This window comes from Endozoicomonas sp. Mp262, assembly GCF_025643335.1.
In the GTDB taxonomy this organism is placed as follows: Bacteria; Pseudomonadota; Gammaproteobacteria; order Pseudomonadales; family Endozoicomonadaceae; genus Endonucleibacter.
The window spans coordinates 154,276-179,091 of record NZ_CP092489.1 but is presented as its reverse complement, the minus strand read 5'-3'; the positions used below and the strand labels follow the sequence as shown (position 1 = coordinate 179,091).

Annotated in this window: 20 protein-coding genes; 11 read left to right on the top strand and 9 right to left on the bottom strand. The window is 44.8% G+C overall.

Annotation, left to right across the window (positions count from 1 at the left end):
* Positions 1–26 precede the first annotated feature (26 nt).
* From MJ595_RS00710 to MJ595_RS00700, 3 genes are all read left to right on the top strand, one after another.
* On the top strand, positions 27–1,460 hold the full coding sequence (locus tag MJ595_RS00710; RefSeq protein ID WP_263080613.1) for a diguanylate cyclase: 1,434 nt from the start codon (positions 27–29) through the stop codon (positions 1,458–1,460).
* Positions 1,461–1,574: 114 nt separating this feature from the next.
* Positions 1,575–2,366 carry a threonine/serine exporter family protein gene (locus MJ595_RS00705; protein WP_263080611.1) on the top strand — a complete coding sequence of 264 codons (792 nt, stop codon included), beginning with the start codon at positions 1,575–1,577 and terminating at the stop codon, positions 2,364–2,366.
* The gene (locus MJ595_RS00700; RefSeq protein ID WP_263080609.1) at positions 2,366–2,884 is read left to right on the top strand and encodes a threonine/serine exporter family protein; all 519 of its coding nucleotides are present in this window, start codon (positions 2,366–2,368) and stop codon (positions 2,882–2,884) included. The genes MJ595_RS00705 and MJ595_RS00700 overlap by 1 nt, the downstream gene beginning before the upstream one ends.
* A gap of 326 nt (positions 2,885–3,210) precedes the next feature.
* Here MJ595_RS00700 and MJ595_RS00695 read toward each other — a convergent pair whose 3' ends face one another.
* The gene (locus MJ595_RS00695; protein ID WP_263080608.1) at positions 3,211–4,257 is read right to left on the bottom strand and encodes an FUSC family protein; all 1,047 of its coding nucleotides are present in this window, start codon (positions 4,255–4,257) and stop codon (positions 3,211–3,213) included.
* 276 nt (positions 4,258–4,533) lie between these two features.
* On the bottom strand, positions 4,534–5,802 hold the full coding sequence (locus MJ595_RS00690; RefSeq protein ID WP_263080607.1) for a 6-phosphofructokinase: 1,269 nt from the start codon (positions 5,800–5,802) through the stop codon (positions 4,534–4,536).
* A gap of 170 nt (positions 5,803–5,972) precedes the next feature.
* Here MJ595_RS00690 and mpl point away from each other — a divergent pair, with 170 nt between their 5' ends.
* Positions 5,973–7,319, top strand: a complete 1,347-nt coding sequence (gene mpl / locus MJ595_RS00685; protein ID WP_263080606.1) for a UDP-N-acetylmuramate:L-alanyl-gamma-D-glutamyl-meso-diaminopimelate ligase — start codon at positions 5,973–5,975, stop codon at positions 7,317–7,319.
* A 30-nt stretch (positions 7,320–7,349) separates the two neighbouring features.
* Positions 7,350–7,937, top strand: a complete 588-nt coding sequence (locus MJ595_RS00680) for a UbiX family flavin prenyltransferase (protein ID WP_263322432.1) — start codon at positions 7,350–7,352, stop codon at positions 7,935–7,937.
* A 27-nt stretch (positions 7,938–7,964) separates the two neighbouring features.
* Here the strand turns inward: MJ595_RS00680 and MJ595_RS00675 are convergent, their stop codons facing one another.
* The 6 genes from MJ595_RS00675 to trmH all read right to left on the bottom strand — a co-directional run bounded on the left by MJ595_RS00675 (position 7,965) and on the right by trmH (position 12,129).
* Positions 7,965–8,825, bottom strand: coding sequence for a hypothetical protein (locus MJ595_RS00675; RefSeq protein ID WP_263080605.1), 861 nt, complete (start codon positions 8,823–8,825; stop codon positions 7,965–7,967).
* Between the two features lie 60 nt (positions 8,826–8,885).
* The gene (locus MJ595_RS00670) at positions 8,886–9,188 is read right to left on the bottom strand and encodes a hypothetical protein (RefSeq protein WP_263080604.1); all 303 of its coding nucleotides are present in this window, start codon (positions 9,186–9,188) and stop codon (positions 8,886–8,888) included.
* A gap of 46 nt (positions 9,189–9,234) precedes the next feature.
* On the bottom strand, positions 9,235–9,780 hold the full coding sequence (locus MJ595_RS00665; RefSeq protein ID WP_263080603.1) for a hypothetical protein: 546 nt from the start codon (positions 9,778–9,780) through the stop codon (positions 9,235–9,237).
* Between the two features lie 107 nt (positions 9,781–9,887).
* The gene (locus MJ595_RS00660) at positions 9,888–10,211 is read right to left on the bottom strand and encodes a cytochrome c (RefSeq protein ID WP_263080602.1); all 324 of its coding nucleotides are present in this window, start codon (positions 10,209–10,211) and stop codon (positions 9,888–9,890) included.
* 60 nt (positions 10,212–10,271) lie between these two features.
* The gene (locus MJ595_RS00655; RefSeq protein ID WP_263080600.1) at positions 10,272–11,351 is read right to left on the bottom strand and encodes a polysaccharide deacetylase family protein; all 1,080 of its coding nucleotides are present in this window, start codon (positions 11,349–11,351) and stop codon (positions 10,272–10,274) included.
* Between the two features lie 79 nt (positions 11,352–11,430).
* A complete protein-coding gene (gene trmH / locus MJ595_RS00650; protein WP_263080599.1) occupies positions 11,431–12,129 on the bottom strand; it encodes a tRNA (guanosine(18)-2'-O)-methyltransferase TrmH in 699 nt (232 codons plus the stop codon).
* A gap of 138 nt (positions 12,130–12,267) precedes the next feature.
* On the opposite strand from trmH, the gene MJ595_RS00645 reads away from it, so the two are divergent.
* Both MJ595_RS00645 and MJ595_RS00640 read left to right on the top strand, forming a co-directional pair.
* A complete protein-coding gene (locus MJ595_RS00645; RefSeq protein ID WP_263080598.1) occupies positions 12,268–13,497 on the top strand; it encodes a bifunctional DedA family/phosphatase PAP2 family protein in 1,230 nt (409 codons plus the stop codon).
* A 32-nt stretch (positions 13,498–13,529) separates the two neighbouring features.
* On the top strand, positions 13,530–14,813 hold the full coding sequence (locus MJ595_RS00640; RefSeq protein ID WP_263080597.1) for a hypothetical protein: 1,284 nt from the start codon (positions 13,530–13,532) through the stop codon (positions 14,811–14,813).
* Here MJ595_RS00640 and MJ595_RS00635 read toward each other — a convergent pair.
* Positions 14,798–15,541, bottom strand: coding sequence for an FAD-binding oxidoreductase (locus tag MJ595_RS00635; protein WP_263080596.1), 744 nt, complete (start codon positions 15,539–15,541; stop codon positions 14,798–14,800). The two genes, MJ595_RS00640 and MJ595_RS00635, sit on opposite strands and share 16 nt — an antisense overlap.
* A gap of 218 nt (positions 15,542–15,759) precedes the next feature.
* On the opposite strand from MJ595_RS00635, the gene MJ595_RS00630 reads away from it, so the two are divergent.
* The 4 genes from MJ595_RS00630 to MJ595_RS00615 all read left to right on the top strand — a co-directional run bounded on the left by MJ595_RS00630 (position 15,760) and on the right by MJ595_RS00615 (position 24,816).
* Complete coding sequence (locus MJ595_RS00630; RefSeq protein ID WP_263080595.1) at positions 15,760–20,352, top strand: DUF4347 domain-containing protein; 4,593 nt, start codon at positions 15,760–15,762, stop codon at positions 20,350–20,352.
* Between the two features lie 191 nt (positions 20,353–20,543).
* Positions 20,544–22,709, top strand: coding sequence for a TolC family protein (locus MJ595_RS00625; RefSeq protein ID WP_263080594.1), 2,166 nt, complete (start codon positions 20,544–20,546; stop codon positions 22,707–22,709).
* Entirely contained in the window at positions 22,675–23,484 is an 810-nt protein-coding gene (locus MJ595_RS00620) for an efflux RND transporter periplasmic adaptor subunit (protein WP_263080593.1), read from the top strand. The genes MJ595_RS00625 and MJ595_RS00620 overlap by 35 nt, the downstream gene beginning before the upstream one ends.
* A gap of 3 nt (positions 23,485–23,487) precedes the next feature.
* Positions 23,488–24,816 (top strand): efflux RND transporter periplasmic adaptor subunit, encoded by a 1,329-nt coding sequence (locus MJ595_RS00615; RefSeq protein ID WP_263080591.1) that lies wholly within the window; start codon positions 23,488–23,490, stop codon positions 24,814–24,816.

The following is a 24,816-nucleotide window of genomic DNA, read 5'->3' as shown; positions in this document are numbered from 1 at the left end:
CTGACCTGAATTATCATGGGGCTGTCATGGACGATAGCGGCAAAGTAAAAATTCTAGTGGTAGATGACCGGCCAGAAAATTTGCTGGCTATGGATAAGCTTCTCAGACCCCTGGGAGCGAAAGTGCATAAAGTGAGTTCTGGTGAAGAGGCTCTGGCAGAGGTGCTTCATCATCATTTTGCCGTGATTTTACTGGATGTGCAGATGCCAGGTATGGATGGCTTTGAAACCGCGGCCCTGCTTCATAGTAATAAACAAACAGCCAGCATTCCCATTATTTTTGTTACAGCCATTAATAAAGACCAGGCTTATGTCAGCAAAGGTTACAAGGCCGGAGCCGTTGACTATCTTTCCAAGCCTATTAATCCGGACATCCTGTTGGGTAAGGTAAAAGTTTTTTTACAACTGGAAAAACAGCGGCTGGAATTGGAAGCAGTGACCAACGAATTACGTTGGATTAGTACCAAGAATGAGCTTCTGCTGCATTGTGCAGGAGAAGGTATTGTGGGCTTGGATATAGATGGAGAAATCTCTTTTATTAATCCGGCAGCTTGTAAAATTCTGGAGGGTACTGAGAAAGAACTGTCAGGAAAACATATCAGTCAATTCCTTTTTGATGAAACACAGGGGGATGTCGAGGCGTTATGGAATCAATCAGATATTAAGCAGAAATGTCTGGGTGAAGGAGAGAATGTTCAGACAACAGCGGCAATCTATAGCCAAAAAGGACGGAGTTTTCCCGCAGAGTACAGCCTGGCGGCATTAGTCAATGATAAAAAGAGAGTCAAGGGTGCTGTATTGGTCTTTAAAGACATTACTGAACGTAAAAAACTGGAAGATAAACTGGTTCGTATGGCGAAATATGACGGGCTAACCGGGTTGGCCAATCGAACATTGTTTCGTGAATTCCTTGGCGCTTCCATGGCTCGAAGCGATAGAAGAAAGAGAATTACTGCCGTTATGTTTCTGGATCTGGATCATTTTAAGGACATTAATGACACCCTTGGACACGATGCCGGTGATGAACTATTGACCAGTGTTGCCCGGCGTTTGTTATCCTGTATCAGAAAGGGAGATATGGTTGCAAGGCTTGGGGGGGATGAATTTGCCATAATTTTAGATGATGTGGGAGACCCGGAGGACGCAAGAATTGTTGCTGAAAAGATTCTGGAAGAAATGCGACCACCCCATGAATTTGGAGATGATGAGCGAACCGTTGGCACCAGTTTAGGTATCGCCACTTACCCTGATGCGGGAAAGTCTCCTGACGAACTGATAAAGGCGGCAGATCAGGCAATGTATGTGGTTAAAAAGGAAGGTCGTAATGGCTATCGCTTTTATTCAGACATATCGAAACCATGGAATAATAACCGGTTTAATAAAGTAAAGCCGGTGTCTGGAGCTGAGCCAAACCAGGGACTTCGTAACCCGGTAGCTGGAAATAAAAAAAAGTCTGACTAAAGGTAAATGCACTGACAGAAAACAGGGTGTTGCAAATCGTTATGTCTTGCAGCTATTGACAAACTATCGCAAAATCAACCATTCAACACTTCACGTTTTATCTGCTGTACTGACATGGATACGCCTGTTGCCTTGCCAGGGCTTCGTCAGCGCAAATGCGCTGATTTATTACTTGATATTGCCGTCTTGTTGATGTCTTCTGGCGCTCATACGGAAAGGGTCAATCGTAATCTGCATCGAATTACCAAGGCTCTTGGCTATGAGCAAGAAATTTTATTCTCCCTTGCAGGGATTACCCTGACACTCTCTGATCCCTGTGACACAGGAGCGCACTACACTGTTTTTCGAAGGATAAAGAGCTATGGTGTTCATTTAGGCATAGTCTCTGGTGTAAGCCGGATGAGTTGGAAGCTCTGTCTGGAGGGAATGACCATTGCTGAACTTCGGACTGAAGTTGAGAGATTGAAAAGTTTGCCTCACTACCCCAAGCCAGTGATCATAACCATGATTGCCCTTGCCGGTATGGCCTTCTGTTATCTGGCAGGAGGGGAGCTACTTGCTGTTTTATTGGCAGGAGTGGCAACGGCTGCCGGTTTTCTGGTTCGGAGCAGGTTTTTATCTTCTGGTTATAATCTGCCTCTTAGTATTTGTGCTGCATCGTTTACATCAAGTGGTATAAGTGGCTTGGGCATTGTTTTCCATCTGGGGATAAGCCCTGAAATAGCAGTAGCCACCTCGGTGCTGTTTTTGATTCCCGGGGTGCCGATGATCAATGCGGTTATTGATCTATTGCAGGGCCATACTGTGACTGGGCAGGGAAGGGCCATGCAGGTGACCGTTATGGCCTTTGCGATTGCTTTGGGTATTGTTTTGAGTTCGGCGTTATTGGGCATAGGCAAGTTATAATGGCTTCTACCATAATTCTGGTCATCACTAACTGTTTTTGGGCTTCCCTGGCAGCACTGGGCTTTGCCATATTCTTTACTGTGCCGAAAAGGGCACTATGGGCTGTTGCAGTTCTGGCATCCGTAGCCTATGGATCCCGCTCAATCGCTCTTATGAACGGCCTTGATTTGATTGTTGGCTCATTGGTTGCCTCATGCTTTATTAGCCTGATAGGCGTCCAGCTGGCTCACTGGGTTCATACACCAACCATGGTATTTGTTTTTCCCTCTGTTATTCCGATGGTTCCGGGCGTATTTGCCTATCGAACCATGATGGGATTGATGGAAATCAGTCGTTCGTCGGATGTATCGGCAGAGTTTTTACTACAAACTGCCAGCAATGGCCTGAATACCATTTTTATTTTATTGGCTCTGGCTGTGGGGGTTTCACTTCCGTCTTTATTGTTTAAAAATCGCAGTGTCAAAGAAATTAAGCTCTTAAGGTGGCTACGTAGGAAAACAGAGCCTAAATCACAGTAACGGAGCAGTATAATTAGTAAATTATTTCAAATTAGTCACGTTCCCAGCGTCCTGAGGTTGTCGCGAAAGTTATTTTTATTAACCACGGAGGCACGGAGTTTTATAGTTTAAAGATATAAAAACTCTGTGCCTCCGTGTCTCTGTGGTTAAAAAAAGAGAATCAATCTCGTTTTGTGCACGCTGCATTCAGTTTCGCGACACCCTCTCCTCGCTGGTAATGCATACGGATACCTCTAACTGTTATAGCTTGGAGAGATATGCACTCCCAGGCTAGAGAGGGTATCGGGAATGTGTTTTGACAGGTTCTAAGAGCTTAATGTTTAACGCTATGAAGGAGTGCGGGAAACAGAGTTGATATAGTGGGCTACCTCTTCCAGCTCTCGACTCATTTGTAAGTGCAGCCAGAGGTATGAGCTGGCATGTATATCCCTGAGGCCAGCAAAATGCTTTAACTCATGGGCAAGCTTATGCAGCTGGCCCAGGGTTTTATTCGTATCTATTCGCGTTTCTTTCCGTATGGCATCGCTCAACTCCATCAGTGCTCCATTAAAATGGCCATGGAAGCGCTGTAATAAACTCTCTTCCTCTTCTGTATTAAGAGAACCATTACGCCAGGATGTTTCAAACAGTAGCTCCAAAATAGCAGCCAGGGATCGTTGCAGGGATATTAATCGTTCATAGCTACTTTCATGCATGCGGATATGCTGGCTTTCATGAATTGACTCCGCCAGTAATCGTCTTTGCACAGGAATTTGCTGGTAGACTTTATAGAGCATATCCCGCATATAGTCAGAAACCTGGTCTGAAGCCCGATAGTGGTTGTAGAGTTCTGCCAGTGCAGCCAGGCTGGTTGCAGTGTTAAGCGTCAATTTGCGTTTAGCTCGAATGGGTAGAACCACAGCACTGACCACTAAAGCGATTACAGAGCCGGCAATAATATTGACCAGGCGCCAGCTTACATCTTCAATGCTCGCAGAGCCATAGCCAAGCATGATGGCAAGACTTAGGGCTGCTAGAGTCCCCGCATAGCCAAGTTCGCGATCAGTGGCCATGTAGGAAAATAATAAAGTGCCTATCACGATAGTCAGGCCAATATAAACGGGGTTTGGGCCAAAGAAAAATAAGGATGCATAGGCAATGGCAGCGGCAACCAGGGTGCCGGCAATACGCAACTTTGCCCGATTAACAGCGCTACCCACCTGGGGCATGGCACTCATAACAACAATAGTGGTTACAACCATCCATGCGGAGTGAGGCATGGCAAGAATGATCATACAGTAAAGGCCAATAGCCACACCTAACGTTGTTTTTACAGCATTCACGGTGCGGTAATGGGAAAAAATAAGGCCTTCCAGCCGATCTTGTAATTTCATGAGAGGATTTGGCAGGGAAAAAAATATGCTTTTAATGACTATTCTCCGCCTGCCTGACAGATACAGCAATAAGTAATGCTAGCAGAGTAGTTTTGTGTTGCTGGCAATTGGAATTGTATCGGGGCTAAAAAAGACTTAAAACGTATAACGGCTTAAACTACAGTTTTTGGTTACCCGGTCGAGTCACTGGATTAATTATTTAATTTCATGTGATGACTCGATCAGGTATGTTTAGATTTGTAAAATATCCGGGTCAGGGTTTCTTTTAATTCCTGTTTAAGCCACTGCAAAAGGTGCTTTGATTTTTTTTTCTGCAAATACCTTTTTTAATTTCGCAAACCGTGGCAGGCCATTTAAATAGGGGGGATATTCCTCTCCTTCTATAAGGGGTTCCAGATATTCCCTGCATGCCCTGGTTATAGCGAACCCATCAGCTGAAATGTAATTCCCGGGCAGTTTTCGTTCGAAGTTGGCCACCTCACTAAGGGCAACATGGCTGGTTGACCAGCGATAAGGAGTGCTGGATTCCCTGACAATAGAAGCCATAACGGCATTATGACCGGTGACAGCTAATTCCACTGCCGTTTTTCCTACCGCATAGGCCTGTTCAACATCAACCCTTGAAGCGATATGTCGGGCTGAGCGCTGGAGGTAGTCGGCCACTGCGTAGTGGTATTTATAGCCCAGTTCTTTTTTGATCAGCGTGCAAAGGGCAGGAGCTACGCCACCAAGCTGGTGATGACCAAAGGAGTCAATCACTGTGGTGGAGGCAGAAACAAAGCTGTTATCGTCGTATTTTGCTCCCTCAGAAGCCACTATTACACAATAGCCCTTGGCTTCCACTGTTTGCCGGACCTTGCTTAAAAAATGGGTTCTATTCAGGGGCGCTTCAGGAAAAACGATAATATGAGGCGGGTCTCCTGCCTGCCTGGCCGCAAGGCCTGCCGCTGCTGCCAGCCAACCTGCATGCCTGCCCATCACCTCCATAACAAAGACTTTGGTTGAGGTATCACACATGGAGGCGATGTCATGGCTGGCTTCCTTTGTGGAAACAGCAAGGTATTTGGCGGCGGAGCCGAAACCGGGGCAATTGTCAGTGACTGCCAGGTCATTATCGATGGTTTTGGGGATGCCAATACAGGTAATGGGATAACCCAGCTTTTTACTGAGTTGTGAAACCTTGAGGGCGGTGTCCATGGAGTCATTACCGCCATTGTAAAAGAAATAGCCGATATTGTAGGCCTGAAAAACCTCAATCAGTCTCCGGTATTCATCTTGGCTTTCCTCAAATGGCTTTAATTTATAACGACAGGAACCGAAAGCGCCTCCGGGGGTTCGAAGCAGTGCGCCAATAGTTTCATCGGACTCCTGGCTGGTATCAATGAGCTCTCCCCGAAGCGCACCGAGAATGCCGTTGTGAGCAGCATAGACGGTATCAATCCGGTCACTGTATCGCCTGGCTGTTTCAATGACGGCACAGGCACTGGCATTAATAACTGCCGTAACGCCACCCGATTGCGCGTAAAGTGCATGTTGTTTGGCCATATTCCAAATACTCCTGGTTTCTGCTTCTTATTGTGAACATCAGCATGATTTGAAACGGTATTTCTGTCAAAGTTAATTACTGTGGTTGATATACTATTGATTTCCAATACTGTGCCCGTGGCTGTACTTTTTTATTGCCGGGCAGAGTATTTCTAGGCTGGAGGCGGTTGATGCACGTACACATTCTGGGAATATGTGGAACCTTTATGGGGAGTCTGGCCATACTTGCCAGAGAACTCGGTATTAAGGTGTCTGGCTCTGACCAGCACGTTTACCCTCCCATGAGCACTCAGCTTGAAGAATCCGGTATTGAGCTGATGCAGGGGTATGACCCGGAACATTTAAAGCCAGAGCCTGACCTGGTGGTTATCGGCAATGCATTAAGCCGTGGTAATCCTGCCGTTGAGTATATCCTGGATAAAGGCTTGCCCTATACATCCGGTCCGGAGTTTTTTGCCCGCCATATCCTGACTGATAAATGGGTACTGGCCGTTTCTGGCACCCATGGCAAAACCACTACCAGCAGTATGCTGGCCTGGATACTGGAAGCTGCGGGTATGTCACCGGGCTTTCTGATTGGTGGTATTCCCTCTAACTTTGGCATTTCTGCCAGGATGGGAAATACGCCATTCTTTGTTGTGGAAGCTGATGAGTATGATACGGCGTTTTTTGATAAGCGATCCAAATTTGTCCACTATCGGCCTCGTACCCTGGTGGTTAATAACCTGGAATTTGACCATGCTGATATCTTTGAAAATCTGGCTGCCATTCAAAAGCAGTTCCACCATTTGATTCGAACCGTTCCCGGCACCGGGCGAATTATTGCACCAGCGGGTGAGAAAGCGGTTGATGAGGTTTTGGCTATGGGCTGTTGGTCCGAGCTGGAAACACTTGGGGAAAACTGGTCAGCGAATTCTGTGAATGCTGATTGCTCCCGGTTTCAGGTGCTGTACAAAGGAAAACCCTGTGGTTCGGTGAACTGGTCCCAGACGGGGCATCATAATGTGGCCAACGCCCTGGCTGCTATCGCTGCTGCAAGGCATGTGGGAGTGCTTCCTGAAACAGCCTGTGCGGCCCTTTGTGATTTTCAGGGCGTGAAAAGGCGAATGGAACTTTTGGCAGAGGTATCCGGAGTCAAAGTATATGATGATTTTGCCCATCACCCTACGGCTATTGCCACAACCCTGGAAGGATTGAGGGCCCGTGTGGGGGATCAGCCGGTGCGGGTGGTAATAGAACCCCGTTCAAATACCATGAAGATGGGCGTTCATAGACAAGCTTTGGCCAAGGCCACTGAAACAGCATCTGAAGTTATCTGGTTTCGTCCGGAAGGGCTTAAATGGCCTTTGGAGGAAGTGGTTGAACACAGTCCTGTGCCTGCTCGTATAATGTCCTCCACTGAAGGTATTGTCCGTTATCTGAAGGATACCGCAAAGTCCGGAGAACACCTGCTGATTATGAGCAATGGTGGATTTGAGGGCATTCATGGCAGAATTGTTAAAGCGCTAGAGGAGTAATAATCCTTGTCTGAAGTCATTACCCTGGCTATGACCGGGGCATCCGGTGCCCAATACGGTATCCGGTTACTGGAATGTCTGGTTACTTCGGGAGCCAGGGTTTATTTTATGGTATCCAGGGCTGCCCAGGTGGTTTTAGAGACTGAAGCGTCCATCCGTTTGTATGGCAGTGAGGAATCCATACAGCATCAGCTGGAACAGCTTACAGGCGCTAATAAAGACCAGATTAAGGTGTTTAGCCAGGAAGACTGGATGGCTCCGGTGGCATCTGGCAGCGGCGCACCCGGCAAGATGGTTATTTGCCCATGCAGTGCGGGTACGCTTTCATCGATTGCCTATGGTGCCAGCAATAATTTGATCGAGCGTGCTGCCGATGTGGCTTTGAAAGAGCGTCGCAAGTTGATTATTGTCCCAAGGGAATCGCCATTATCCGAGATCCATCTGGAAAATATGCTCCGGCTGACCCGGATGGGGGCGGTTATTCTTCCCGCATCACCCGGTTTTTACAATAAGCCCGAATCTGTGAATGACCTGGTTGATTTTGTTGTGGCGCGGATTCTGGGGCAATTGGGTATTGAGCAAACATTAATGCCCAGCTGGGGGGCGGATTGCTCTTGAAGAGGACTCTTTGGACTGTAAAGTGTCTTACTGGGCTTTTTGCATGTTATTGAGCCAGAGAGCCAGAGCGTCCAGATACAGTGCCAGGTTAGCCTCGGGGTTGGCGCTTTTTGCTGCAACTTCTACATGAAACCCTTCAGGTAACTCTTGCTTGACTACCTCAAGCTGGTAAAGAGCATGGGGCTGATCGGATATCACCAGGGCAGTGCCTGGCTGCGGAGCTGACTGTATCCATTGCTTGAGGGTGTCCCGGGTATTGGGTCTTTCCCAGTGTGTTATTACCCATTTCCTTGGAGTGTTAACAAACACTGCGGAGATACTGTTTTTGATCGCTAGAGGCAGTGAAATGGTCAACCAAAGCATTCGGGCTGCTTCAGTTTCTGTTAATGGTCGGGCTGATTCCTGGGTGGATGACCCGACGGCCTTTTTCATCAGCTCTTCTACCTGATCAACCTCCGGTGTCAGTGGACGTTCTCCCACCAGAAATATAATCTGATTAAACTGAAAGCCCCGATTTGATAATAATATCACCTGCTCCAGTCGTCGCTGCATCCTTGGAACTGTGGCACCTAACACTAAAGCATAGTCATAGTGTTTTTGCCTGGGTCTGAGTTCATCAAGGATACCCATACGGGCCAGGTGACTGATCACTTTTTTTTCTGTGGCATTGGAAAGATGAATATCTGACATTTCCCAGCGTTCCTGATTTGGCTTGCGTCGCCATTTTTGTGTGGCTGAGATCATGGATTCAAGGTTTTGCTGATGGGGTACTTCCAGCAGGGTCAATAGTTGATCCAGTTCACTATACAGACTGTCTTCCATGGCTTGAGTGATGGGGATAATTAGCATGATGGCTATCCATAGCATGAGTCTTGAGTGGCGTTTCATTGGGTTAGCACCTGTATAAAAGATAAAAATTATAGATGCTAATAGTGATAACTATGGGAATCAGATGTTGTCTGCGGCTTTTGTTTGCTTTGTTTGATTAAGAAAGCTTGTATCAAGATTGGGCAATGGCCAGGCGGTGGGATAATTTTTTGCCATTGCTTCCATCATAACGGTATATTCGTTGGCTGGTTTATTAAGGAGGTAGGTTAAAAAAGTATAGATTTTATCAGACATTTGCTGGTTAAAAGCATTCAGTTCTTTATCGGAGATTTTATTATTGGTATGGCACTGTTCGATCACTGATTCTTTTATACAGTTGGCGGATATAATTAGTGCCAGTTTTTTGACGGTATCTTCGTTCATTGTTAATTCCAGTTTTTCTATTAAGTTTTTATTATCGGCAGGATTATTATTTTTTATCCTTGTAGCCCTCTTCAGGGTGATGCAAAACTGGAATATAAGGACGAGGGGTTTTGACCGCATCGGCAGGGGGATGACTCCCGTCAAAGGGACCTTTTATCATTGCTTTTACTTCTGGTCGCGGTTCCCACTTGCTTACTGGGTCAAGAGGTTCATCAGGGCCTACGGGTCCCATAGTACGTTGTTTGCCTGTATCAACGGATTTTTTTATCAAATAGCCGATCAGGAAAGGCATGGGGAATCCTAGTACTGTTGCCACTGTAAATTTCCAGGGGTTGTTTTTGGCAAATTCTGAAACGGACTTGGGTAGTGCTTTGAGGGCTCTGTAGGTGGTGACACAACGGTCACCAATATCTTTGAAAAAACCTATTACAGGGCGGGTAACAACATTATTGGTGAGGGAATGGTACACTCTGGAAGTAGTAACCCATACCCTGAATCCTTTAAACCTTGATTCACGTCTTTCAAGTGGTGTTCTGTTCATGTCACTTGATATAGGTGAACTATTTTGACGGTTGATTCTAGGGTCTGACATGGGACTGCTCCTTGCTAAGTGTAAATTATTCCATTCTCCAGAGAGATAAGCAGGTTGTTAGCTGACATTACTCTAACTATAGACAACCTCTAACTGTTGTTGCTGGTTTAACGTGTTGAGTAATATTCACTGATTAACTCAATTTCTTTTTCTGTCAAAATCCCGGCAATATGCCTCATGGGGGGATGGTTGCCTCGAGCACCCCTTTGAAAATCCATCAGCTGTTTAACCATATATGCTTTTTTCTGGCCAGCCAGGTTTGGAATCAGGTCTGACGTACCTATTCCCGATGGGCCATGGCAGCCAGAGCAAAGGGTCAGGGCTTTGTTTCTGGCTGTTGTCATTTCTGGAGAGAGAGCATTGGTTGATAGGGGGTCATCAGAACAGCCCATCAGAAAGGAAAGCGTTAGCAATAGAGGAAGATACTTCATTATTATTGGACTCTTAAATATGCTGCTCTTCGGTTAGCCCGAAGAGCTATTTTATTATCGTCAGTGTTTGGCCTTGCCACTTTCCGTCAGTCTTAGCCAGGTATGAGAATACCAATAATACTGTTTACCACTGTTGGAAGGGGCGGTGCAATTGTAGCGGCTTCTGCCCTCTGGAAGAGGGCTTTTTGCGGTGGTTTCGAAACGGGTCTTGTTTTTATCAAGCCATTTGACCTCCAATTCACCCTGGTCAGTGGCATAGCAGCGAAGTTGATCTTTCTGGTAAGGCCCCTTTTCCAGGCTCAGTTCCAGCCTCGGCTTCAGGTTTTGCCGGGTTATTAATGAGCTGTCTGGCATCTGGGCAATGACTGGAAGGGGTAGACTGTTCACTTTTAGCTTGAATTTATTCATGTCAGCATAGGAGCTAGCCATGGGATAGCGCGGGAGCCGGGTAAAGTCAGAATAGTAGCCTGCTGCCCCGGACTGCTGTCCCAGCCCAATATACCCGAGCTTACTGATCAAGGCCCGGAGTTCTGGCGTGGCTTCACCATAGGGCCAGGCAAAATGTTTGAGACTCTGGCCGGTTTTTTCCTGTATCCGCTGCTCAGTGGCAGTTATGTCCTTTTCCACCCGATCAAGCCAGCTCGTGGTGCTTTCATTTTTCCTGATCTCCACCAGGTGGTCATGGGCTGTGGTGTGATTGGCAATGGAGGCTCCATATTTGGTCATTTCCTGGATTTGTGACCAGTTTAAAAATTCGCCGAAGTTTCGGTCAACAGGCTCTGTGCTGACGAACAAAGTGAAGGGCCAGCCTTTTTTCTTCAACAAGGGAAAAGCATTTTCATAGATATTCAGGTAAGCATCATCAAAGGTGATGACCACTGCTTTATCCGGCAAGGGGGCTTTTTTTTGTAATGCTTCGGTGACTTGAGTAAGGGGCAGGACATTAAAATGATTTTTTTCCAGATAATCCAGGTGTTCAGCAAAGGTTTCCGGAGCAACGCTGGTGCTTTTCGGTGTTTTATCACTGATATGGTGATATTGAAGAATTACCGCATGGTGATCGGCCAATGCTATTTTGGGCAAAGCCAGGATGGAAAAAAACAGGAATAACAGGAAGGATACTTGTCGGTATTTAAGCACAGGCCAGTCCTTTAGCTTTAAGTTCGGGGTCATTAGGTTCTGTTAAGTAATCAGCTCCTAAAATCAACAAATAATATTATCATTCAATAGCTGGCTGTTGATATGCCCTGACTTTTGCATACCAGCCGGATGGGTCAATTAATTGGCCGGAATCATTAATATCCGGGTATGCTAATCGCCGTTCATCACAATATCGGGTCAGTTCAGGGTATCCCCATTGAAACAGGGTTTTATTATAAAGCGCCTCAGTTAGCCTAACATGATCGTACATTCCTTTTTCCAGGCGCTGCCTTTGTGCCTCTACCAGAATAATGGCTGCTGCCACCGAGACATTGTAAGAGGAAACCATGCCTTGCATGGGAATAATAATGTGCTTATCAGCCAGCCTGGCACCTTCCGGGCTTACCCCATTTTTTTCTGCGCCCAATAAAAGGGCGCAGGGAACGGCGTAGTCAACCTCATTGAAAGGGATTGCCTTATCTGAAAAATGTGCCGCATAAATTTTGAAACCACGGCTTTTTAAATAAGCTGCGCTATCTTTAATGCTGTTATGGAATTGGAGGTCAACCCATTGGTGACTGCCCATGGAACGCCTTCGAAAATGGCGATAACCCTTTTTAGGTTGAGTGATATGGATTTGATGGATGCCGACAGCATCACAGGTTCGGATAATGGCGGAGAGATTATGATTTTTATGAACCTGGTCAGTCAGTACAGTAAGATCAGGCTGACGGCGGTCAAGGATAGCTCGGAATTTTTGGTAGCGTTCCGGGGTCATAGGCATTTCCGTCAGATGCTTCTACAGTATTTTAGGGGGCAGGGTGTTGTAAGACAACTCCCTTCTCAATCCGCTCTAAGATGACTAGGGTAATCGAAGCGAGATAAAAACTGCTATTTAAGGAATGTTGAACAGAGCATGTATCTTCCCAGTTTTGAGGTAATTCAGTCCTGGCTTCAGCTGAATAGTGATTGGTTGGGTCCTGCCATTGCCTTTATGGCATTGGTTGAGTCTCTGGTGATTGTGGGACTTTTGGTGCCTGGTGTACCCATTATGTTTGCTTTAGGGGCCATGGCGGGAGCTGGGGCTCTTGATCCGCTATCCATGTTGATATGGGGAGTGGTTGGTGCTGCTGTTGGTGATGGCATCAGTTTTCAGTTGGGGTATCACTACCATCAACGGGTTCGATATTGGTGGCCATTTAATAAACATCCCGAATGGTTGACCAAGGGGGAGATTTTTTTTCATAACCATGGTGATCTCAGTATTGCCCTGGGACGATTTATTGGCCCGGTTCGGCCCGTTGTCCCGGTTGTTGCCGGGATGCTGGATATGCCTCCGAAACGGTTTTATATCGTTAATATTTTATCGGCTATTCCCTGGGCGCCTGTTTATTTAATGCCAGGTTATCTGGCCGGTACAGCTGTCCAGATGCATGGTGCAGTACCGGTGGAGTTTTTCAGCCTGATCATGGCACTGGTGGTGGCTGCCATTGTTATACCTACGTTAGTGATGTGGTTAAAAAGCCGGTTTATCTCAGCAGGGAAATTATATGGTTGGCTGGGAGTCCTTTCACTGGGTGTTTTATTAGTATTACTGGTTATGGAGTGCACAGGCCTGTTACAGCCATTGAATAGCTGTGTGGGCGTATGGATTGACAGCATTCGTATGCCTTATTTACAGGAGAGCATGGTATGGCTAACCTGGCTGGGCAGTTTGAAGGTTTTATGGTTGCCGGTATTAGTCTGGGTCATATGGAACCTGAATCAGTCACGGCATAAGATGGTGATACTTTGGCTGCTGTCATTTTTAATAATGGAATGTGTTTTATGGTCACTGAAATGGGGCGTAGGTAGTCCAAGGCCATCGGTGGCAAACCATCTTGACCCGTTTTCATTTCCTTCTGCCCATACCGCCCAGGCTACTTTTGTTTTGCTTTGGCTGGGTATTCAACTCAGTAAGTCACTGGCTCATGTGCCAAAAGTTTTGGTGCTATCAACCAGCCTTATGCTTGTTTTTCTCACAGGGCTTTCACGGTTGGTGTTAAATGTCCACTGGGTGGGGGATGTTGCTGCTGGATTTCTTTTAGGGTTGGCGGGGCTTTTTGTTGTCTGTTATCTCGATAGTAGGAGGGTTTTTAAAAGTTAAACTACGCTAGATAAAGATTTTGTTGCGGAGTATTGAGTGTGTTGGTTCAGTGCTGTGCTGTTCTTGGTGCTTTTCTTGGCGGTCAGGCTCAAGCGTGTATTCTCTGTTTCTGCTTTTGCTGTAATACCTGCAAAAAAACAAGTGCCGTGGAGGGGGAGGCCATAGCCGTTTCTAACCAGGGTTGTCCTGTTGCTGTTGTTATTGCTGAGCAGGATCTCTCTGCTGATGCTGAAGCTTCTGGTCCGGTTGATATTGAGGTTTCTGATGAGCCTAACTCGGAATCCTTTTTTCTTGCCAGGTTATTCGATGAATCAGGATTGTGTGAGCAGGCTAATCACGAAGTATCTCAAGATGATTGCCCTCCTGAGCCTGCTTATGTTAATCAAGGATTTGTTAATGATGAGTCCGTTACTAGTACAAGTGAAAATAATAGACTTGAGGCAGTTGCTCTGGAGGAGCAATCCAGTGAAGAATCAGTCAGGGAGGATTCAGAAGGTGGCAAAAATAATTGGAATAGTATTGATGACTCTCTGATGTGTGTCGTATGCGGAGAAAATAACTACTTATCTCATAGAACAGCGTGTTGCCAGCAAGTATTATGCAGCACCTGTGTTGTCACTATAAAGAATAAGTCAAATTGCCCATACTGCAGGAAAGGCCCTCGCTCAGTATTTTTTTGTAATAAATGTAATGAAGAAATAAGAAATAGTGATGTTTTAACTCATTCTATGAATCATATGGAAACGGTTTGCAGGTTATTGTTGATAATTAACAAAGATAATAAGGAGTTCTTTATCAACTCTTCTCCAAAGACATTTAGAAATGATATTGCTGTTTACCTGACAGTTAAATGCAGTGAATGTAAAAAAAATATTCAATGCAGTCAATATCAGGAACACCTCCAAAAGAAACATAAACGGATAAAAAAATGTTCTAGCTGTGGGGAGTTATTAGTTTGTGAAGGGAAAGTGCATTGTCATGAAAATGTCCGCTGTGTCATTCCAGGGTGTGATATTGCTATGGAATATCATGGTGTGGAAAATCATATGACTGGGCATACAACAGCAACGTGTTTTATCTGTAATCCCTCATGTGGAGACTCCGAGCATTTTTATGCCAGCTGTCAGGAAGTGTTAAACCACTTTCAGACTGTGCATATAAATAAAGAATGTTCCCAGTGTAGACAAAGCTTCCTTGGCCTCGATGATCTTGAGGAGCATATAAGTGAACATAAAGTTGTAATTCTGGAAGCAGTTCCCTTATCCCGGGTTCTTAAGCAGCTCGTGGAATCGCAGAACAGTCAATGTCCCGAATAAACATACTTTTCCCGTCGTACCTGTTTTGTGCTAAACCCCTTTTCTTTAAGCTGAGCGGCAGCAGCATCAATCATTCCCGGGTTACCGCAGAGAAAAACAATATCTTTGTCAGTTTGTAGGGACAGGGAGCTGAACTGTTGTTGGACATAGCCAGTAAACTCACTGTCTTGCAAGCTGGAAGGTGCTACTCTGCTCAGGCAAATGCGGTAATTGATAGTAGAGCATTTCTCCGCTAACAGCCTGAAGTCTTCATGATAAATCAGCTCGTTATGGGTACGGGCTCCCACCAAAATGCTGATAGACTGCCCTTGCCCGGCTAATTGGGTTAGCTTTGGAATCATCGCTCGATAAGGTGCAATCCCGGTACCTGTTCCTGCAAGGATGAGTTGTCCAGGCAGTTCTTCCGGTAATACCAATACCCCAAAAGGACCGGTCAGCATGAGTCTGATCCCTGGCTCTGCATCGCGGAAGAAGCAGGAGGCAGCCCCGTTTTCCACAAAGCCAATGGCAATGGTCAGGCACCTCGAATCTTGAAAGGATTCAGGGGAGCAGGCCACGCTATAGCTGCGTTTATGCTCTTTTCCCTGATATTGAAACAGTAACTGAACAAACTGACCGGCAATATAATCAAATGGCGCCCCGCCCTCGAACTCAAAGGCCAGCTCCAGGGTGTTATGACTTAGTCGCTTTTTATCAGTCAATATAACCGGAAATTGAGGACGGGGCATGGTTTGGCCTCTCTATTTGATCAAACACTTAATGCGGGAAAGTGAGTTCAGAAATGGCCTGATTAGCAAACCAGTCATTAATAAAACTCTGAATTCTTGATTTGTACTCTGTGAGATTTTATGGATTTTTATAACGGTCTCTACTAATACTTAAAATAATAAGTGCCATTTAATAGTGGCAAAACAATTCATTATGATCAACAGGGATGTGCTTGTAAATGGAATCTCAATCATATAACCCCCTTATCAGAGCCTTGGAATCCCGAATACTATTTGATGGTGCTGCTATATCTGACGCAGCACAGGCTGCAACTGACGCGGATTTCCAGCCCACTAAAGAAAATAATGATCAGCTGGCCACTGAATCAAAGAAAGCATCTGCAAAAGAGTTGGTCTTTATAGATTCTGCACTACCTGATTACAACACCCTTGTTGATGCTGCCGGTGATGCGGAAACTCATGTTATTAATGCTTCGGAAGATGGCTTTAACCAAATTGCCGAAATACTCCAGGGTAGAAGCGGTATTGGTGCCATTCATATAATTGGGCATGGATCTCAAGGTGTTATGACATTGGGTTCCACAACCCTTGGAAGAGATAACCTATCAGACTACTCCATACAGCTTGACCAGATTGGCCAATCCCTCTCATCCTCAGGTGATTTGCTGCTTTATGGCTGCAATATTTCTGAAGGTGATTCGGGAAAGGCTTTTGTGGAGGAAATAGCCGTTGTTACCAAGGCAGATGTTGCTGCATCTGATGACACCACAGGCTCGGAGAGCTTTGGTGGGGATTGGCAGCTAGAATACGCTACAGGAATCATTGAAGCGGCTTCGATCACGGCTGAGAATTATACGGGGTCTCTTGATACACCCGTTATCTCGGAATTAAGTGACTCCACTTATACTGAGCAGGCACCCTCTTATATTATTGACGCTGATGTTAGTTTTTCGGGCGGTAATAATTATGGTGGAGGCTATATTGAGTTTGATCTTTCTGCACTGGACTCATCGGATAGCTTGACCCTTAGTACTGATAACCAGGCATCCATTGCTAATGGCCAGCTGTCTATTGTTGGAAGCAAGGTATACATTGGTGATGGTAGCGCTGCGGTTGTCGTAGGCGGTATTGACTCAACCTATAATGGGCAAAATGGCGAAAAACTCAGAGTTAATTTTTCCAATAGTTTTGATAATAATAACTTTTCCACAGGAAGTGCAGGTGATACGACAATTAGTGGCTGGACTGCAATCAATCAGCAGGTGAAGTTTGGTACGGATACCATAGCCGGCTGGGCGACCCCTGTAGATGGCCTATGGCCTACTAATAAACCTGGTGGAGGCTACACAGACCAAAATACGCCAACCAGGCTAGGTACTCTTACTACAGTCCTTGATTCGGTACAGAATGATGGAGAAGGGTTTTCTGTCCGAATGACAAGCAGCGGCATGACAACGCTAAGTGGTTATGACATTGTTCGGGGGCCTTATATCTACTCCAATAGTACTGTCGCCCTTACCAGTGGTGATACGGTCTCTTTTGAGTGGCAGGCTCAGGGAGGTGGGGATGCCTTTGATGTTTTTGGCTATATTCTTGATGTCAATACAGGCCATACCGAAACAATACTTAACCGGACGGGGAATAGTACTGGGGAATCAACAACCTGGGCTACAGAAGGTATTACAGTGCAGCAGGCTGGGGATTATCGTTTTGTTTTTGTATCAGGTACTTATGACTACTCAGGTGGAAGGGCGGCAGGGGCTCAGCTTTATATTGATGATGTTGTGGTTACACAGCAAAATCCGCCGGCAACCATTAACGACAGTCATGTTACGTCAATCGCCCAACGGTTGATGTATAGCAATGACTCTGATGCGCCTCCTGCCAGTAAAACACTCACTGTCACTGCACAAAATAGCGCTCTTGCCGGTGCCAACACTGTAACGTCTTCAGCAACAGTTAATATTGTTCAAGTTAACGATGATCCAGGGGCTACCGGCCTGCCTTCGGATATCAGTGTGATCGAAGATGAGGTTTCTCCCGTAGATTTATCGGCTATTAACCTCACTGATGTGGACTCGGCAGACGGTGATATTACTCTCACTCTTTCAACCAGCGCTGGGGTTCTCCAAGCCTCCGGTGATAGTAATGTCACTGTGGCTGGTTCAGGCTCGGATACCCTGACTCTCACAGGCTCAATCAGTGATATCAATACGTTTATCGACAACCAGAATGCTGTGGAATACCTTAGCAGCCTGCATGCAAACGGTGATAATGCGGCAGTACTGACAGTGACGGTGAACGATGAAGGTAATGTTGGTTCAGGGGGAGGGGGTGATATCGTTTTGGGAACGATCAATCTCGATATCACTGCTGTCAATGATGCGCCTGTTGCATCAGGTTCGGCCACCTTGCTGGCAATAGATGAAGATACGTCTACCCCCTCAGGTGAAACGATAGATAATCTCTTTTCAAGTAACTTTTCAGATGCGTTGGATGTGGTCAGTGGTGGTTCATCATCAAATACACTGGCAGGTGTAGCTATTACCAGTTATACCCCTGACTTAACTAAAGGTGAGTGGCAGTATTCTACAGATGATGGTGCACAATGGAGTAATCTGTCAGCCGTAACCGGAGAAACAGTGGCATTTTCTCTTAAAGCTTCGGATAAGCTGCGCTTTTTGCCAACTGCTAACTTTAATGGTTCAGCACCCACGCTGGAAGTTCGCCTGATTGATTCCAGTATCACCGTGAATAGTGCTGGAACGATTGACACATCAAATCATGGAGACAGTTCGGCTTATTCTGTTGCTACGGTTGTATTATCTCATTCGATTAACCCTGTTAATGATAACCCTATAGCAACGGGTTTTCCTGAAGATATCACAGTGACCGAAGATATTGTGTCTATTGTTGATTTATCAGCTATTGACCTCTCTGATGTGGACTCGGCAGACAGTGATATAACATTAACCCTTTCAACCAGCGCGGGGGTTCTCCAAGCCTCCGGTGACAATAGTATCACTGTGGCTGGTTCAGGCTCGGATACCCTGACTCTCACAGGCTCAGTCAGTGATATCAATGCATTTATTGACAACCAGAGTGCTGTGGAGTATCTCAGTGAACTCCATGCCCATGGTGATAATGCTGCCATATTGACCGTTACTGTTAATGACGGAGGCAATACAGGTTCAGGTGGGGGAAACGATAATATCCTGGGCACTATTAATTTAGATATCAGTCCTGTCAATGATGTGCCTCAGCAACAGCAAGAGATAGCTAGCCAATCCTTTCTTCAGGGAGAGAGCGTCAACTTCGTGATCGGTGCTGATACATTTGTGGATATTGAAAGCGAGCCATTAACCTATCGTGCTGACGGACTTCCTGAGGGCCTGGTTTTTGATGCTGCAACAGGCATGGTATCGGGTAATCCAAAGTCAGGAGGGTTGCATGAAGTAACGATTACAGCAGACGATGGCGAATTATCTGCTGAGACAAGCTTCGATATCAGTGTAACACCTGTGGTGGTCAGTGATCCTGTTATTTCAGATGCTCCTGGTGGAGCCGCTAGCAATGATGTAGTTAATACTGAACCTAAAGCACCGGAAATCAATGATTTTGGCCTTATTGGCGGCAATGATGGAAAAGCTGAATTACGTGGCAGTGAAGGTTCAGAGGGGAGTATAAAAAGTGACAGTACAATGAGTTCTGCTCAGTTATTGTCAGGTAATGCCGAGGGAAGTGTTTACAGTGAAACCACTATAGGCTCGCTGTTTATGAACCCTCTCACTAATAGTGATCCTTCCGTTCCTGTGAGTCCGGCTACTGATCTGGCAAGCTCTGATTTGGGTGCCGGTAATAATGAACAGATAATATCTGATACTGTTGGCAGGGATGCTAATCAGGACGTTTCAGCCTCTACTTCTTTAACCAATGAAAATCAGGCTAATAGCCCGGAAGTGACCGCAGACAATATCAATGGATCACAACCTCTTGATCAATCTGGGGTTAACAACTCTGGTGCTGAGGGAAGTGGCACTAACCAGAACTCTCTTTTATCCGGTGACTCTGATGTGCCAATAGAAGCTGACCTTTCAAAAGAGTCTGAAAACGCAGAGACTGTGGTTAAAAATGAACTGTCATCTGAACAGTCAGGAAAGGATGCCCCGGAAACTCCTGCTAAAAGCGCTGATAAGGGCAATAATGCTGAAACTACAGTAGAGGATGCTGCCATTGAGGCTCAATCCACAGAAGTTAATGTTGGCAGTAATGGGCAGGTTTCATTTTCTAGCCAGAGTACAGCGGACTCTACACTGGCAACAAGGAATATAGCCAGCATAAAAATGGGTCAGGATGGCCAGGTGCTGATAGATAACAAAGCAACCGATGGGGGAGAGCCGGAATTTGCCGTGGCGAGTCTAAAGCTGATTGAGCGGCAATTTACGATGCAGGTTAAAGACACCATTAGTGATAATTCGGTTGTTAGTTATGAAGCTGTTATGGCTGATGGTTCACCACTACCTGAGTGGCTTGAGATTGATTCATCAAACGGGACTATAACAGGAAAGGTGCCAGAAGGCGTCAATGCGCTTGATCTGAAAGTTATCGGTAAAGACAGTCTGGGGAATGTTCGGGAGTTGGATGTCAAGCTGGATTTGGATGGCGATAACCCCGATACTAGTTTGAATAGTATTGATACTGAGGCAAGCTCCAATCACTTTATACCTTTCTCGAATCAGATAGCCAGTGAGTTAGAAAATAGTGAAAAATACGGTGTATATTTGATGAATGAGTTAAGCATAGAGAGTTGATTCTGAAAGCTCTATGAAGGCCAAGAAACTGTTTGGATAGTAGTGACTACTTCAAGGATAGCCTACTTTTAAATAACGGTTTAAGACAACAGATGAGAGTTGTCAGATAGAGAATTTAAGCAGAGGGATTTTTATTAAAGGTTATCCATAAGATTCCGATAAAAAGAAAAAGTTTGGAATTGGTATTAAAAATGGATAATTACTTTATCAGCAAAAAGTACAGATTATCTTTGGTCATTAGCACATCTTTATTGTCAGCCTGCGCTATAAATCCAACAGTGATTGATCATTCAAGTGTATTATTGGAAGCAAATAATGATCTTAAGGTTCTCAGTGAAAACCACGAAGCTATTAACTCTCCACTAAATTTAAGTATGGTTATTGCCAGGGCGGTAAAGTACAACCGTGAGCAACGACTGAAGGTAATGGAAGCCGCTCTTGCTAGCAATCAGCTGGATCTTGCCCGTTTTAATATGTTGCCGGAGCTGGCTGTCAGTGCTGGTTATTCTGAACGAAACCAATATGCCGCATCAGCGAGTACTACCTTTGAAAATGGCCAGCCACGGCCACTTGATAATGATCCTTCCTATTCTGTTTCCCAAGGAAAGCGAAAAGAAACATCAGATATCGCTTTTACCTGGAATGTACTGGATTTCGGTCTTTCATATGTACGTGCAGAGCAGCAGGCTGATCGCTATTTGATAGCCAAAGAGCGCGAGCGAAAAGCTATCCATAACATTATACAACAGGCTCGTTATGCTTATTGGCGCGCTATATCTGCCGATCGTTTATCTTCACGCATAGAGCAGCTCATTAATCAGACCAATGAGGCATTGTCGGATTCACAACACATAGAAAAAATGCGGCTTAAGTCTCCTATTGAAGCCTTAAGTTATCAAAGAGAACTGTTGGATGCTCTAAGGTATTTATTACCGTTGCAAAAAGAGCTAATAAGCGCTCGGTCTGAGTTGGCTAGTCTTATGGGGTTGAGGCCGGGTCAAAAGTTTACCCTGGAAATACCCAAAATGAAGATGCCTGTACTGAAAATGGATCTTTCTACCATGGAGAAGACAGCTCTTGTTAAGCGTCCTGAAGTGATGGAAAGTCGCTATCAAAACCGAATTTCCAGGGATGAAGTCAAAGCAGCTTTGCTGGAAATGCTTCCAGGTCTGTCATTGACTGCCGGACTTCATTATGACAGTAATCAGTATCTTCTGAACAGTGAATGGACTGACTATGGGGCTGTTGTAAACTGGAATTTATTCAAGGCATTTAAGGGGCCAAAATCGAAAAAAGCGGCTAAGATCCAGCAGGATTTGGCAAATGAACAACGGCTTGCTACTTCAATGGCTATTCTGACCCAGGTTCATATCGCCAATATCCGCTTTAACCAGGCCAAAAAGGAATACCTGACGGCTGAAAAATACTTGGATGTTTCCAACCGGATAAGGGAGCAGACTCGTATATCCAGACAGGTTGAGAAAGTTGGAAGTATGGGCGTTATTCGGGAGGAATTAGGAAGTCTGGTAGCAGAAGTAAGAAGGGATACAGCCTATGCAGAACTTCAGAATAGTTATGGAACGGTGTTTTCTTCATTGGGCCTGGACCCTATGCCTAAAGAAACCTATGATAATAGCCTTTCTACTTTGGCTGGTGGAATCCAGCAGACGCTTGAAACTTGGCAGAAAGGGGGCGTTGGCCTGGTTATCAAGCCTATTGATGAACAGGATTTCTCATTTCAAGGAGCCGGTCCTCAAGAATTTACATTGGCAGAAGATACATTTTATCTGAACGGGTCTATTCGTTATTCAGCAGAACTGGCCAATGGCAACGCCTTACCGGACTGGCTAATGTTTGATCCTGCAAGCAGGACTTTTTCCGGTAACCCTCCCGCTACCTCAGTAGAGTCGCTGCAAATTCGTGTTACGGCAACGAATAATAGTATTTCAGCTACTGATCAGTTCTCATTGCCGATGATTGATACGAATGATGTACCTGAAATAGTTCATTCCATTCCTGATCAGGAGTTTGCCTTGGATGATACAGGGTATTTTAAAGCATTTATTGATAAAGACGTGTTTAAAGATCCCGATGGTGATCCACTTGAATACAGATTAGAAATTTCAAGCTTTTTAGGATCAAGGTCTTTGCCCCAGTGGTTGAGCTTTAATGCAGAAGATATGACAATCTCTGGAAATCCCCCTGTAAATATTCAGTCAGTTAATTTATTAATGGTTGCAAGGGATAGTTATGGAGCACTTAGCAAACAAGAATTTACTATCAGCTTCAAAAAAACCTTGGAACAGAGTGGTGAAAAAGCAGATGATGGAGAAGAAATCGCTGCTAGTGAAGTATAGTAGGAAAAAAGTACCGGGAAGAATTTTTCCTGGGTTCCTTTTTATTTGGTTGATTTTTAGTTCATATCAAGGTTATGCAAAAGAAAATCTGACAGGGGAAGGTTATCTAAGTACAGAAGATTATGACCGGGAGTCCAGGGGCGTGGTTGTTGCTATGAGTAGAGCAATCATTTCCAGTGAAATCTCTGCTAGAATAATACAACTTCCCTTTAGAGCTGGGGAGGGATTTAAAAAAGGGGAAACCCTGGTTGCTTTTGATTGTACGCTTTTTCAAGCACAGAAAGAAAAGGTAAAAGCTGAGTATGATCTGGCAAAAATAAAATTAGATAATGATCGAAAATTACAGTCTTTGAGTTCAATAGGGAAACTTGAAATTGCTATTTCTGAAGCAAAAATGAAAAAGACTGAGCTAGAACTTAAAATTTCGCAGTTAAATGTGAAGCGCTGTCATATTAAAGCTCCTTATGACGGGAGAATTGTAAAGTTATTTAGAAATGAGCATGAGAGTGTAAGTCAACAACAGGAGTTGTTTGAAATTGTGGGTACGAATGATCTTGAAGTTGAGCTTATTTTTCCCTCACAAAAACTTTCTGAACTAAAAGAAGACCGCTATTTTCAAATAACAATTGATGAAACTGGAAAGTCAATTCCAGTGGTTATTATTACAGCAGGAGCTGTTGTTGATCCTGTTAGCCAAACTGTTTCAGTACGGGCCCGGTTTGCCGAAAAACATCATTTTCTGTTGCCCGGGATGAGTGGAACAGCCAGGTTTTAACCTATGCCTTCAGCTGATAATTTATCCAGATTATTAACCATTGAGCACCATGTCCGCTGTGCAGAAACCCTGACTGAATTGCAGTATATTATTGCTAATGAAACCCGAAGTATAGTTTCCTATATTCAAGCTGTATTAATACTGGGAAATGGGAAAAATAATTTAAATGTGTCATTATGCTCTAATATAACATCCTCTGACCGGACCACCCCATTAGTGCACTGGCTTGAGCGCATAGCTAAAAAGAAAATAAGTGAGGAGGTGTCTTCTGAAGTTCATTCGATTGATGCAAGGAATCTTCCTGGTTTTGAGAAAAACATTATTCCTCACTTTTGGCTTTGGGTTCCGCTAATATCGGCAGTCAGTGGATTTCAGGGGGTACTGATTCTAACCCGAGAGACACAGTGGACTGATCATGATATTAAGATTATATCTCATCTAGGAGAAACATATGGTCATGCTATTGGTGCATTCTCTTCGGGACAGAGGATTATAAAGAAGCTGATCAGGAAAATAAAAAATAAATATCATCAGTTGGCTGGCTGTGCTGTTCTACTTAGTATAACGCTTATACCGGTTCACTTGACTGTGCTGGCACCCTCTGAGATAGCACCTGCAAATCCTACAATTATCACTGCTCCCTTGAAAGGTGTTGTACAGTCCATTTTGGTTAAGCCCGGTGAAAAAGTTGAGCCTGGTAAGTTACTTCTTAATTTTGATTCAGTTGAGCTTGAAAATAATTTAAATACAGCACAACAGGCGTTATTAGTTGCGAAAGCAGAACTGCATAAAGCTCGTCAATCTGGGTTTATCAATGCCCAGCATAATAGTCTTGTGGCTGAGCTTGAGGCACAATTGGTTTTGCAAAAGATAAAGAGGGATTTTGCCAGGATACAACTTAACAAAGCAGCTGTTTATTCAGGCCGTTCAGGTATTGCCATTGTTAATAATCCACAGAATTGGCATGGCCGGCCCGTAGTTATTGGTGAGAGAGTTTTAAGTATTGCTGACCCAAAACAGCTAGAGATAGTTATTTTATTACCGGTAAAAGACGCTATTGTTATAAAGCCAGGGGCTAAGGTTAAGCTATTTCTTGATACTAATCCCATCAACTCTTTGGATGCCCAAGTGATTCATGCTAACTTTAAACCTGAGGTGACACCTGATGGGGTGCTGGCTTATAAGGTAAAGGCCTTGTTTACCGAGAATTTAAATAACTATCCCAGGATAGGCTTGAAAGGTACGGCCAAAATTTATGGTAGTAGCGTTACTTTATTTTACTATTTATTCCGAAGGCCAATTACTGCATTCAGGCAATGGTGGGGTATTTAG

What these genes read in the sequence shown, in the direction of transcription:
- MJ595_RS00710 (WP_263080613.1), top strand. Translation starts at nt 27, where the DNA reads ATGGACGATAGCGGCAAAGTAAAAATTCTAGTGGTAGATGACCGGCCA.
- MJ595_RS00705 (WP_263080611.1), top strand. Translation starts at nt 1,575, where the DNA reads ATGGATACGCCTGTTGCCTTGCCAGGGCTTCGTCAGCGCAAATGCGCT.
- MJ595_RS00700 (WP_263080609.1), top strand. Translation starts at nt 2,366, where the DNA reads ATGGCTTCTACCATAATTCTGGTCATCACTAACTGTTTTTGGGCTTCC.
- MJ595_RS00695 (WP_263080608.1), bottom strand. Translation starts at nt 4,257, where the DNA reads ATGAAATTACAAGATCGGCTGGAAGGCCTTATTTTTTCCCATTACCGC.
- MJ595_RS00690 (WP_263080607.1), bottom strand. Translation starts at nt 5,802, where the DNA reads ATGGCCAAACAACATGCACTTTACGCGCAATCGGGTGGCGTTACGGCA.
- mpl (WP_263080606.1), top strand. Translation starts at nt 5,973, where the DNA reads ATGCACGTACACATTCTGGGAATATGTGGAACCTTTATGGGGAGTCTG.
- MJ595_RS00680 (WP_263322432.1), top strand. Translation starts at nt 7,350, where the DNA reads ATGACCGGGGCATCCGGTGCCCAATACGGTATCCGGTTACTGGAATGT.
- MJ595_RS00675 (WP_263080605.1), bottom strand. Translation starts at nt 8,825, where the DNA reads ATGAAACGCCACTCAAGACTCATGCTATGGATAGCCATCATGCTAATT.
- MJ595_RS00670 (WP_263080604.1), bottom strand. Translation starts at nt 9,188, where the DNA reads ATGAACGAAGATACCGTCAAAAAACTGGCACTAATTATATCCGCCAAC.
- MJ595_RS00665 (WP_263080603.1), bottom strand. Translation starts at nt 9,780, where the DNA reads ATGTCAGACCCTAGAATCAACCGTCAAAATAGTTCACCTATATCAAGT.
- MJ595_RS00660 (WP_263080602.1), bottom strand. Translation starts at nt 10,211, where the DNA reads ATGAAGTATCTTCCTCTATTGCTAACGCTTTCCTTTCTGATGGGCTGT.
- trmH (WP_263080599.1), bottom strand. Translation starts at nt 12,129, where the DNA reads ATGACCCCGGAACGCTACCAAAAATTCCGAGCTATCCTTGACCGCCGT.
- MJ595_RS00645 (WP_263080598.1), top strand. Translation starts at nt 12,268, where the DNA reads ATGTATCTTCCCAGTTTTGAGGTAATTCAGTCCTGGCTTCAGCTGAAT.
- MJ595_RS00635 (WP_263080596.1), bottom strand. Translation starts at nt 15,541, where the DNA reads ATGCCCCGTCCTCAATTTCCGGTTATATTGACTGATAAAAAGCGACTA.
- MJ595_RS00630 (WP_263080595.1), top strand. Translation starts at nt 15,760, where the DNA reads ATGGAATCTCAATCATATAACCCCCTTATCAGAGCCTTGGAATCCCGA.
- MJ595_RS00625 (WP_263080594.1), top strand. Translation starts at nt 20,544, where the DNA reads ATGGATAATTACTTTATCAGCAAAAAGTACAGATTATCTTTGGTCATT.
- MJ595_RS00620 (WP_263080593.1), top strand. Translation starts at nt 22,675, where the DNA reads ATGATGGAGAAGAAATCGCTGCTAGTGAAGTATAGTAGGAAAAAAGTA.
- MJ595_RS00615 (WP_263080591.1), top strand. Translation starts at nt 23,488, where the DNA reads ATGCCTTCAGCTGATAATTTATCCAGATTATTAACCATTGAGCACCAT.